We start from the raw sequence: 13,570 nt of genomic DNA, 5'->3' as shown, positions 1-13,570 counted from the left end.
AAGATAACTGTGGCAATGATGTTGTACCAACTTTACTAACAACTCCAAGTGCAGTAGCCTGCGAAGGTGACATGATTTGGGAATACGAGTATAGAGATTGTGCAGATAACGTTCAAGTTTGGCAATACACCTACACCATCGACATGCCTGATGGTATGACGATTCCGGTTAACGGAAATAGTACAGTAGATTGTCCAGCAGATGCCACCGATCCAGGAGCACCAGCAACGATAAAAGATAACTGTGGCAATGATGTTGTACCAACTTTACTAACAACTCCAAGTGCAGTAGCCTGCGAAGGTGACATGATTTGGGAATACGAGTACAGAGATTGCGCCGATAACGTTCAAGTTTGGCAATACACCTACACGATCGACATGCCTGATGGTATGACGATTCCGGCAAACGAAAGTAGTACAGTAGATTGTCCAGCTGACGTGACTAATCCAGGAGCACCATCTACGATAAAAGATAACTGTGGCAATGATGTGATACCAACTTTATTGACAACTCCAAGCGCCGTAGCTTGTGAAGGTGATATGGTTTGGGAATACGAGTATAGAGATTGCGCAGACAACGTTCAAGTTTGGCAATACACGTATACAATCGACATTTTAACTTTACCAGTTGTTCCAACGGATGATTCTAGCACCGTAGAATGTATAGCAGATGCGGTTCAACCAACAGCTCCAACAGTAACTGATGTTTGCGGTAATAACATTGTTCCTGTAATAACAGAAAACATCGATCCGGCTTGTGAAGGCGATAAAATTTACACCTTTACTTATACGGATTGCGCTAATAACGTTTCAGTTTATACGTATACATATACGATTGATGTGTCAACGTTACCAGTGGTTCCTGCTAATGAAACTAGCACCGTAGAATGTATAGCAGATGCGGTTCAACCAACAGCTCCAACAGTAACTGATGTTTGCGGTAATAACATTGTTCCTGTAATAACAGAAAACACCGATCCGGTTTGTGAAGGCGATAAAACTTACACCTTCACTTATACCGATTGTGCAAATAATGTGTCAGTTTATACGTATGCATATACGATTGAAACTACGACTTTACCGGTGGTTCCAACGAATGATTCGAGTACAGTTATGGATGTTGCAGATGCTACAGAACCAGCTGCTCCTGTAGTAATCGATGTATGTGGAAATAGCATTATTCCTGTTGTTACAGAAAATGAAGATCCGTTATGTGATGGTGAAAAAATATACACATTTACCTATACAGATTGTGCTGGTAATACTTCGGTTTACACTTATACATATACTATAGATGTAACAGCAACTTTAGAGATTACGGATACCGATGTTACGGTATGTAGTGATGTTTCTATGGATTACGATTTAGCTAATTTATCATCATTATCAGGAGTTACCTTTACTTGGGAAATTGTTCCAAATACAAACGTTAGTGGTGCTGCAAATGGTAACGGAACAATCATATCAGATGTTATTACGAATACAAGTGGAGTAATTCAAAATATACTTTATACTATAACACCTTTTAATTCTGATGGGTGCGAAGGGAACACATTCGAGTTGTTAGTGTCTGTTAATCCAGAACCTTTTGTGTCTGTTTTACCTGTAGATACAACGTGTAGTAATATTGCTTTAAATCATGATTTGACAACGGATGTTGATTTAAGTGGAACAACATTTTCATGGGTGGCCGATGAGAACAGTAATGTGAATGGTGAAACAACAACAATTTCAACAGCAAATTCAATTACAGATAATTTAATAAATACTTCAGGAGCTGTTCAAACTATAATTTATACCATAACGCCAACATCAGCAGACGGATGTCTTGGAGATCCGTATCAATATATTGTAACCGTAAGCCCGGAAGCTGAACTTGTAGTTCGTAAATCGACATTAGCTGCTTCAGATGGAAGTTATAATACGGTTGGAGAGGTTATTCAATATGAAATTATAGTAGAAAATATTAATGAAGTTGAAGTAAGCAATGTAACACTTTCCGATGTAAATGCCGATTCAGGAAGTATTTCACCTTTAACTTTTAATACAATTCCAGCTTTTGGAACGGTTACTTTTAACGCATCGCATACTATTACTCAAGCCGATTTAGATGCAGGCGAAGTTATAAATAGTGCTATAGCATCTGGTTTTGATCCTTGTGGAACTGAGGTTTCAGATGTATCTGATGATCCGAGTACAAAAGATCCTAATGATGCTACAGTTACAGTGTTAGAACAAACACCATCAATGTCTTTAGAAAAAGTAGTAACCTTTAATGATGAAAACGCCGATGGTATTCCTCAAGAAGGAGAAACTTTAACCTATAACTTCACAGTTTCTAATACAGGAAACGTGTCGTTAACTAATATTTCTATTAGCGATCCATTGATTACTGTCAATGGTGGACCAATAGATTTGGTTCCTACAGGTTCTGACGCTACAACGTTCTTCGGAAATTATACCATTACTCAATCTAATATTGATTCAGGAAGTATTACAAATTCGGCAACCGTATCGGGTAATGATCCTAAAGGAAATCAAGTTCTCGATGTTTCAGATGATCCAAATAATACTGCAAACACTGATGCTAATGGCGATGGTGAGCCAGATGATGCTACTATATTTAATTTTGATGAAGTCGCGATGTTAGCTGTTTCTAAAACAGGTGTTTTTATTGATGCTAATGGAGATGGCGTAGCGCAAGTAGGAGAAACTATAGCTTATACTTTTGATGTGGTTAACATAGGGAATGTAACGCTTTACGGCGTGTCTATTTCAGATCCTTTAGTAACTGTTTCGGGAGCACCAATTACTTTAGCGCCAACCGAAATAGATAATACTACGTTTACTGCTGTTTACACCTTAACGCAAGATGATATAAATTCAGGAGATGTTTCTAACACCGCAACGGTATCTGGAACTTCGCAAAGAGGAACTTTTGTAAGTGCAGTTTCCGATGATCCAACAACATCAGCAAATAATGACCCTACGGTTACAACATTGTTACAAGATCCTAAATTATCCTTATTAAAAACGTCTCAGTTTAATGATGAAAATGGAAATGGTTTCCCTGAAGTAGGTGAAACTGTTAGTTATTCTTTTGATGTTCGAAATACAGGAAATGTTACCATAACAAATATTGTAATAACAGATAATTTGGTTTCAGTAAACGGAGGTCCTATCGATCTTCTTCCAAACGAAAGAGACGATTCAACATTTACAGCAACCTATACCTTAACATTGGTAGATATTAATTCGGGTAGTGTTAGTAATTCGGCTTTAGTTTCAGGACAAGATCCAAATGGTAATACTGTGACAGATACATCAGACGATCCAAATAACCCAACAAATAACGATGTGGATAGCGATGGAGATCCTGATGATGATACGGTAACGCTTTTAGCGGCTAATCCGAAAATGAGTGTGACTAAAACAGGTGTTTTTGTAGATGAAAATAACGATGGTATTTCTCAAGTAGGAGAAACTATTAGCTACACCTTCAATGTTGTAAATACAGGTAATGTTACTATTAATAGTATTACTATAACAGATGCTTTGGTTACGGTTTCGGGAGGAGCAATAACCCTAAATCCAACTGAAAATGATAACACTACATTTACAGCTGCGTATACCATTACTCAAACGGATATCGACTCAGGAAGCATAAGTAATACTGCTGAAGTTAATGGTGAAGCGCCAAATGGTAGTGCAGTGACAGATACTTCTGACGACCCAACCAATGCTACAGATTTTGATGCTAACGGAGATGGGGAACCAGATGATGCTACCATTACCACGCTACCAGTACAAGGCGGTATTAGTTTAACTAAAGCAACTTTACCAGCAACAGATGGAAGTTATGATACCGTTGGAGAACAAATAGTTTACGCATTAATAGTAACCAATACAGGTAATGTAACCTTAACTAATGTTAGTGTAACAGATGCCAATGCCGATAGCGGAAGTATTGTACCTGCAGTTATTTCGAGTATCGCGCCAGGGACAAGTGTTTCTTTAACGGCAATACATACCATTACTCAAGATGAAATAAATTCAGGATTAGTTACCAATACAGCATCGGTTTCTGGTACAGATACATTCGGGAATGTTGTTACAGATGATTCGGATGATCCAAATGATGCAACAGATAATGATACTAATGCAGATGGCGAACCAGACGATATAACCAATACAATTATTGCTCAAAACGCATCAATGCAATTAGAAAAACTATCGGTGTTTAATGATGAAAATGGTGATGGTATACCGCAAAAAGATGAAACTTTAACATATAATTTTTCAGTAACGAATACAGGTAATGTAACGCTGACTAATATTTTGGTTACAGATCCTTTAGTTACGGTTAATGGCGGACCAATAACTTTAATGCCAGCCGAAGTAAATAATGCAACATTCTATGCCGTTTATACTATTACACAAGCCGATATTGATCTTGGTAGTATTACAAATTCTGCAACCGTAAATGGTGAAGATACTAATGGTGCAAATGTAATAGATATTTCTGATGACCCGACGAATGCTACCGATTTTGATGCTAATGGAGATGGCGAACCAGATGATGCTACTGTTACAACTTTAGCAAGTAATCCGGAATTAAGCGTCGCCAAAACCGGTGTGTTTATCGATGCTAATCAGGATGGCTTAGCTCAGGCAGGAGAAACCATTCAATATACGTTTGATGTTTCTAACACAGGGAATGTGACTATCTCTGGGATAACTATTACAGATCCTTTAGTTTCAGTTTCAGGTAGCGCTATTACTTTAATTCCGGGTGAAACGGATAGTACTACATTTACAGCAATATATGTTTTAAATCAAACCGATGTTAATACAGGTAGTGTTGAAAATATGGCTACGGTTTCAGGTGCAGATCCATCAGGAAACACAATAACCGATGATTCTGATGATCCAACAACAAGTAATAATAACGATGCAACTGTTACTAGTTTATCAAGAGATCCTAAATTATCATTATATAAAATAGGAACATTTAACGATGAAAATGCTGATGGGATTCCACAGACAGGTGAAACAATATCTTATGTTTTTGATATTAGAAATACAGGAAATGTAACCATCTTCGGAATTACAATTACAGATCCAATTGTTAGTGTTGTGGGTGCTCCAATAGATTTAAATCCTGGGCAAGTAAATAATACTAATTTCTCTGCAGTTTATACTATTCAGCAAAGTGATATCGATTCTGGTAATTTAACAAATACTGCTTTGGCAATAGGACAAGATATTGATGGAAGTACTGTAACCGATGTTAGTGATTTCTCTGATGATCCCGATAACCCAACCAATGTAGATATTAATGGTGATGGAGATCCAGATGATCCAACAGTAACAAGTTTAACTAGAAACCCAGAATTAACTTTAACTAAAACAGGAACTTTTAATGATGCCAATGGAAACGGTCTTGCCAATGTAGGTGAAACTATTAGTTATGCATTTGAAGTGATTAACTCAGGAAATGTAACCGTTACCGATATTAGTATTTCAGATCCGTTAGTTGCGGTAAATGGAGCTGCTATAGATTTAATTCCTGGTCAAATAGATAATGCAACATTTACAGCTGTTTATACTATTACTCAATTTGATATCGATTCGGGCAGTATAACAAATGCCGCAGTGGTTACAGGTGAGGATCCTGATGGAAATGATGTTTCAGATAATTCTGATGATCCAAACAACCCAGCCAATGTAGATGATAATAATGATGGAAACCCAGACGATGATACCATTACAAGTTTACCAATAGAAGGTAAAATAAGTATTCTTAAAGAAGCCTTAGTGGCTGCCGATGGAAGTTACGATAGTGTTGGAGAGCAAATCGCTTACAATATTACTGTAACCAATACAGGTAACATTACATTAACTAATATTTTAATAACAGATGCTAATGCCGATGCTGGTAGTATTTCTCCAGCAAATATTACCTTATTAGTTCCTGGTGAAAGTGTTTCTGTTACAGCAACACATACATTAACGCAAACAGATTTAGATGCCGGAACGGTTTCAAACTCAGCGAATGTAAATGCAACCGATGCTTTAGGTAATGCTGTAAGCGATATTTCTGATGATCCAAATAACACTGCAGATGTTGATGCTAATGCCGATGGAGATCCGGATGATGTAACAGTAACGAGTATTACTCAATCACCATCAATCTCGCTTACCAAAGCGGCCGATTTAGCGCCAGATGGTTTATGGGATAGCGTAGGAGAGGTTATTACTTATGTTTTAGAAGTTGCTAATACAGGTAATGTTACTTTAATAGATATTATAATTTCTGATATCAATGCTGATGCAGGAAGTATTTCTCCTGCCATTATCGCAACATTAGCACCAGGAGAAAGCATGATGCTAGGAGCAAACCATACTATTACACAAAGTGATTTAGATACAGGTTCGGTAACAAATACTGCAGTTGTAAATGCTAAAGATCCTAAAGGAGTTTTAGTTACAGATGACTCTGATGATCCAAATAATACTACAGATAATGATACCAATGGCGATGGAGAACCGGATGATGCAACAGTAACCGTTACGCCACAATTGGCTATTTTAGATGTAACTAAAGCTGTCGATTTTGGTTCGTATACCAATATTGGAGATGTTTTAACGTATAGTATTTCAGTTACCAATGCTGGTAATGTTACTTTATTAAATATCATTTTATCAGATACTAATGCAACATTTACAAGTGGATCAACTGTGGCCTCTTTAGCGCCAGGAGAAACCTTTACAGCTAACGCGGAGCATGCGGTAACGGTTGAAGATATTGATGCAGGTAGCGTAGTTAATACAGCCTTTGTAGATGCAACAATTGTTAATTCAACAACTTCAATCCGGGAAGATTCCGATGATCCAGATAATGCAACAAATGCCGATTTAGATAATGATGGTGATCCAGATGATGCGACAGTAAGTGTTTTTGGTGGAGCTTCAGATTTAAGCATTGATAAAGTTGTAGATCAGGCAGAACCAGTTGTTAATAACGAAGTTGTTTTTACTATTACTTTAACCAATGAAGGTTCTGTAACGGCAAATAATATTGTAGTTGAAGAATTTATTCCTAGTGGATATGAATTTATCTCTTACATAGCTACGGCCGGAACTTATTCTGAGTTGGATGGCGAATGGACGGTCCCTGTATTAAATGAAGGCGATATACAACTTTTAGAAATTACGGTTGAAGTTTTAGGTACTGGAAATTATCTAAATACAGCGACTATTTTTAGTTTAGATGGTGGAATGGATATGAATACATCAAACAACACATCTACCGCTTTTGTTACACCGCAATGTTTGGAAGTATATAACGAGTTCTCTCCGAATAGTGATGGCGATAACGACTTTTTCTTAATTAGTTGTATTGAAAACTATCCAAATAATAAATTGGAGGTTTATAACCGTTGGGGTAATATTGTTTACCAAGCCAAAGGATATTCTAATACTTGGGATGGAACTTCTAACGGAAGGGTAACCATAAATGAGGCAAAAGAGCTACCTGTTGGGACGTATTATTATGTTCTAGATTTAGGTAATGGTTCTAAACCAAAAACAGGTTGGATATATATTAATAGATAGAATGAGTTGTTAAGAAAGCAGAATGTTATTACTAGGTTTATGTGATTGAAAGCCCATTTAAAATGAAGTAATAAAAAATTAATAATTAAGAAAATATAATAGGTTGATGTTGATGGTGCGCCAGAAATATCAGCCTATTGTTTTCTGTTAATATATGCTTCTACATTTTTTCTGAAGAATAAAAGTGCCTTAGGGTCTTTTAAAAATCTTTTTTTATTAAGAAATAAAATATACTTAAAACATGAAGAATTATAACATTGTCATCCCTTTTCAACTGGTATTAAATATTTAAAATGAATTTATAATGAGAAGTGTTTTGAGTTCTAACAATATAGCCTGTTATGCTTCATAATTGAATGAAGTTTGTTGTAAAATGATTAAATATAAAAGCCTCTCATTAAGTCTAAAACTTGATGAGAGGCTTTTATATTTATTATAAGTAAAAACTAGATACCTATTTGGTTTACGCCATCTACTACACGGTTTCTGAAATCAAAAACATCTTTAGCAACGTAACTTACGCCATTAAAATCAAAAGAATAATTAAGAATTAGCTCTCTAGTTTCAGGATTGTATGATGAGCCACCATCATCGGTAATGGCAACACCTCCGCTAGCGGTGTCAATAGTGATTGTATTATCATCTGCAATTATAATATTCATTTTTTTATCTGCACCTCTTAAGTCTGCAATACCATTGCAAACCAAAGTGTTTGGGGCTACCATTGTTAACTCCAAATCGTCTGTAATACCTCCTGGGTAAACAACCGTTTCTGTAGTTCCGTTAGTTTTTTCAAATTGACCTGTTTGTATATAATTACCATAAAGTTGATTGATATACGAAAATGAAATTACAGAAGATTTTAAATCTTCTAAAATAGAATCTGCTTTTACGACATTCTCCAATCTAAACCCTAATGCATAATTGTTACCTAAAGATACTGGGTCTGCAAGAAAGTTAATAGAATCTGCTTTTACATAAACAAACCCTTGCGTTTTACCTGCTGGAATAATTATTTTATTGTCTGCTGGATTTCCTTCACTATCTACAAGAGAATAATAATTTGATGGTAACACCGTGTTTCCTGCATCGGTTACAAGTGCATCATCTAAAGAAAAGGTTACTTCTACATTTTCTTTATTAGATAAACGCCCGCCTAAAACAACACCTACACCAATTTGCATGCCTTCGCCCATTATAAATGTACGGTCTATTTCTGCTTTTGGTAAATAAACAGAAGTGAATTCAAATTCGTTTTCAACAAAATCGTCGTAAGAACATGATGCAGCACCCAATACAATCACTAATAAAAGAGCGAATGATTGTGTAATCGATTTTAATTTATTTTTCTTCATAATCTTTATTTTATTATTTTTTACCAACCTTGGTTTTGTTTCAAATTAGTGTTTATCAACAACTCGCTATATGGCAAAGGTAAATAGTAATTTTTAGCTTCGTAGTTTCTTCTTTCTACATCTATATTTTGATAAGAAAAAGTGTCGTCTGTATTTTTAGTAATCTTAACACCTTTTACATCTTCAATATTAATGATATCTTTCCACCTTCTTAAATCATGAAAACGTTCGCCTGTAAAACATAGTTCGATACGTCTTTCATTTTCTAAAAGTGTTTTAAAGTCTGCGCTATTTGCTGAAACTTCGTCTAGATAAGGGTCGGTGTTAAGACCTGCACGTTGTCTAACCATAGCTAATGCTTCTTTTGCAGAGAAATTAAATCCTGCTGGAGCTACATCTGGTTGTCCGTAAGCTTCATTTACAGCTTCTGCATAACTTAAATACATATCTGTAAAGCCTAATTGAACATAAACTTTTTCTAGGGTAGTGGTAGGGTTAAGAGCCGCTGGATCGAAATCTAAGTTATTCAAAAACTTTTTTAAATAATAACCTGTTCTTGTGCCTTCACTTTTAATGAATCCACCAAAATTATCTTGACCGCCTTCAAAAGTTTCTAAAGCTGTAAAATCTGTACACGATTCAGAAGTGAAACATTGATCATTATTATAGAAAATAAATTTATAAAATCTATCATCTCTTGAAGTATATGGTGCAGAAACATCATATAAACTTTCTGCCATATCAATAGGGTACCCATTAGCAGCAGGAAAAGCATCTACTAAATTTTGAGAAGGATTTACTTCGCCTTGCCCGTATAAAGTAGGTGGGTATAAACGGTTTTCTAAAGCATTGTTATTTAATGAAGAACGCATTCTCCATATGTGATCAGGATTATCATCATTACTAAAATCAAAAGCGCTAAGTGATTTTAAGCCTCCGTTTAGTTCAATAACATCATGAAACTTTTCTGCTGCGTCTACCCATTTAGAAACATCGTTAGAAGGATTAAATGCAGGACTTGCCGCGAATAATGCTACTTTGGCTTTTAAAGCATAAGCCGCCAAACCGCTCGCTCTACCTATTTCTTCTACACTATAACCTGGATTATCGCCTCCTGTGCCTGAGTATGTAAGTGGTAGATTAGCTATAGCAATATCTAAATCTGCATTAATTTGGTTAACACATTCATCATATGTATTTCTGCTTAATGAAGCATAGTCTTCGTTTTCTAAAATACCATTAACTATAGGGAAACCTAACATTTCTCCATCTGCAGATGGTCCGCCAAATACTTTAAGTAATTCCCATTCTGCCCAAGCTTTTAAAAAGAAAGCTTCACCGTAATACCTAGCTAAAACACGCTCGTTTTCTTCAGCATCACTGGGGTTAAGTAAAAATGGTAATCCTGTATCGTGAACAAGTTCTATATATTGATAAACTTGTCTAATATTATTGTAAGACTGTTGCCAAACATAACTGTAAGGGTTGCTTGTTGGTCCCCAATATCCGGTAGCTAAATCTGTTTCTTCAGAATTTAAAACACCATTATCAGTAAGGTATTCAACTCCAAAATCTGTGAAATATCTAAATTGATAGTCGGTATAAATATCGTCTATTAGACCTCTAGAGCGTTGTCTTGATTCTACAACAATTTCTTCTTGTGTGTATTGAATTTCATCTTCTAAAAACTCACTACACCCAGAAAACCCTAGTGTCAGGATAATAATTGGTAATAATTTATTGATTAATTTCATTGTTTTATTTTTTTACCATTCATTAATTAAAAATTCAAAGAAGTCCCTAGAATAAAGGTTCTCATTGAAGGATATTCAAAAAATCCAGCTCTCATATCTTCAGGGTCTAAATCATCTAGTTTACTAAATAAAGCTAAGTTATTACCTCTTAAAAATATTTTCACGTTAGTAAACGGTCCCTTTTTTGGTAAAGAATATCCTAACTCTACGTTAGAAATTCTGAAGTAACTTGCGTTAACTAACCAATAGTCTGAAGTTTTAAAATTGTTTATGCTGCCAATAGTGCTTAATCGTGGGTTTGCATTTCCATTAGGAAGATCACTATTTACACTTCCGTAGTAATTTCTTAAACCTCTATGTTGGTAGTATGATGAAGACCCAAGGTTAATATCGTATCCACCAACTCCAGCTCCTACAACATCTAAATTAAAGCCTTTGTATTCTGCTCCAATATTAATGCCGTAATTTAATCTAGGTGTTTGGTTACCAATAGCTCTTTGGTCTCTACTATCTATAACATTATCTCCATTTTGGTCTACATATTTAATATCACCAACTTGTACATCACCAAATTGAGGTAAGGCGCTACCAATATTTTCTGCGGTAAATAGGCCATCACTTACGTAACCCATAATGTTATCTTCGGCTTGGCCTTCTTGTAATCTGTATTGATCTGGATATGGTACTTCAGATATTTTTTCTCCTACAATTTTATTATATCCAGCATTTATACCAGCATAGTATTTAAAAGAACCTTTGTTTTCACGAAACGTGATGTTAGCATTGAAACCTTTATTTCTTCTATCTGTAAAATTTAATGACGGTAAATAAGCATCTCCACCTAAAGCATCTGCATATAGTTCGCTAGCTTTTGTAATTTGATTTTCAATTTGAATATTAAAATAGTTAAAGCTGAAATTGAATTTTTTAAACATGTTTAATTCAAAACCAGCAAACATTTGGTTGTATACAATCCAATCGACAGCTTCGTTAGCGGTTGTAGATAAAGAGTATCCAAATTTATTTTGAGCAATATTGGCTGTCCCTAAAAATGTTGTGCCATTATTTCTACCTCCTGCCCAAGTATCTAAATATAAAAATGTACTAGCCGTATATTCTGTACCTATTTGACCAAATGACGTTCTAAATTTAAGGAAATCAATGCTTTTGTTGTCTTTTAGGAAGTCTTCATTTGATGCTACCCAAGCAAAGCCCATAGTTGGGAAGAAATTGGTTCTATTAGTTCCAATAAACTTAGAACTGCTACTAGAGTTAAGGTTTGCAAAAAGAATGTATTTATTTTGCAAAGCAAACGATCCATTTAAATTGAAAGTTAAATTACGATTATCTGGTTGCGTGGCTGTTCTATTGGGCGCGTAATATAAAAGATGATTAAGGTTTAAGGTTAAAGTAGACTGAGTCATTTGTTTAATATAACTAATGTTACCAGCATAGGTAAAGTCTCTTTGGTTATTTTGATTCGTTCTACCTATATCTAAATCTAAAACTTCATTTTTATAGATCTTTAAAGCTAAAGAGTCTTGCCCCGCAATATCTTGAAGGTTTTCTAAAGTATATAAACCCGGTTGATTGTCTGTTATAAGAGAGTGCGTATTAAACGTTCTCATCATTAAATATGTATCGTACTTTAAACCTGGTACAATATCTTTAAAATCGAAATCTAAACCGATATCAAAAACCATGTTTGCGGTATAATCAGTTCTTGAACCACCATTTTCTAATTCTGCTAATAAATTGGTGTCAAAGTCATTGCTTACAATATATGCAGAATCGCCAACTTTTAAAGGAAAGGCGTTGGCAGGTGTTGCAGTAATATTTAAAAACATAGCATCAGCACCTATTATTGGTCTGTTGTTTTCTCCAAATTTACCATACACACTAGCATGAGCTCTTAAATAGTTGTTTATTTTTGCATTAATTTTAGTTCTAAAACTAAGATTTCTACCGTTTATTTTAGAGCCTACTTTTTCTAAACCTTCCCAGTCAGAATACCCTATAAAAGCACCGTAAGACGCGTTTTCTCCCCCACCATAGGTGTTAAGCGATGCGAAATTAGATGATGAAAAATCTTCTAAATAGGTGTCTTGATTATTTATGTTCGGAAAATTGATAGGATCAGAACCGTTGTTATAAGCCGCAATAGCTTCTGGGCTGTAAACATCACCTAAACCATCGTTATTTGAAACTCTATTAATGACTTCAGCATATTCTGAAGCTGATAGTAATTTAGGTAGTCTAGATGCTGTGTTTAAGGCTCTTTGGTAATTAACTTCTACCACTGGTTTTCTAGATTTCCCTCCTTTTGTAATCACATAAATAAGTCCGTTATCTCCAAAATTACCAAGTGAAGAATTAAAGGTTCCATCATTAAGTACTAGAACTTCTTCTACTTCTCTTAAATCGACTAATAAGCCTCTTGGTTTTCCGTCTACTAAAACGTAAGGCGTACCTCCGTTTAATACATAGCTATAATCTCCTGTTGTACCAGGTGTATTGGTTTGTCTAATAATTCTTAAACCAGGTACACGCCCTATTAATGCTTCTGATAAATTATCTCCTCCTGTTTTTCTCAATTGGTCTCCTGAAATTCTAAATACCGCTCCTGTTGTTTGACTTAAATTAAAAACTCCAAATGGTGTTTTTAATATCTCGTCATCATTTTTTACTTGGAGCGAATCTTGATCTGCTAGACTATTTAAAGGTGTGTTTTGAGCGACACCAACATTTATAGCTATAGCATTGAGTAGGAAGAAAATAAAAACATTTAATCTTGTTATGTTTAGTTTCATCTGTTTCTGTTATAAATTAAATTAGTTCTGTTAGT

At 35.2% G+C, this 13,570-nt stretch carries 4 protein-coding genes; 1 reads left to right on the top strand and 3 read right to left on the bottom strand.

Features of this window, described 5'->3' with window-relative positions; genetic code table 11:
- Nucleotides 1-7,616 (top strand): DUF7507 domain-containing protein (locus tag DFQ06_RS19295; RefSeq protein ID WP_133969489.1); only part of this gene is annotated, 7,616 nt, incomplete at its 5' end.
- A 446-nt stretch (nt 7,617-8,062) separates the two neighbouring features.
- Here DFQ06_RS19295 and DFQ06_RS19290 read toward each other — a convergent pair.
- Genes DFQ06_RS19290 through DFQ06_RS19280 form a run of 3 tightly spaced genes read right to left on the bottom strand, consistent with a single transcriptional unit; the run spans nt 8,063 to nt 13,535 of the window.
- Nucleotides 8,063-8,971, bottom strand: coding sequence for a BT_3987 domain-containing protein (locus tag DFQ06_RS19290; protein ID WP_133969487.1), 909 nt, complete (start codon nt 8,969-8,971; stop codon nt 8,063-8,065).
- A 20-nt stretch (nt 8,972-8,991) separates the two neighbouring features.
- Nucleotides 8,992-10,725, bottom strand: a complete 1,734-nt coding sequence (locus DFQ06_RS19285; protein WP_133969485.1) for a RagB/SusD family nutrient uptake outer membrane protein — start codon at nt 10,723-10,725, stop codon at nt 8,992-8,994.
- 26 nt (nt 10,726-10,751) lie between these two features.
- The gene (locus tag DFQ06_RS19280) at nt 10,752-13,535 is read right to left on the bottom strand and encodes a SusC/RagA family TonB-linked outer membrane protein (protein ID WP_133969483.1); all 2,784 of its coding nucleotides are present in this window, start codon (nt 13,533-13,535) and stop codon (nt 10,752-10,754) included.
- Nucleotides 13,536-13,570: the final 35 nt, after the last annotated feature.

Source organism: Algibacter lectus (assembly GCF_004368925.1).
GTDB lineage: Bacteria > Bacteroidota > Bacteroidia > Flavobacteriales > Flavobacteriaceae > Algibacter > Algibacter lectus.
Note: the sequence above shows the minus strand (reverse complement) of the source record. Positions and strands in the feature narration are given on the sequence as shown.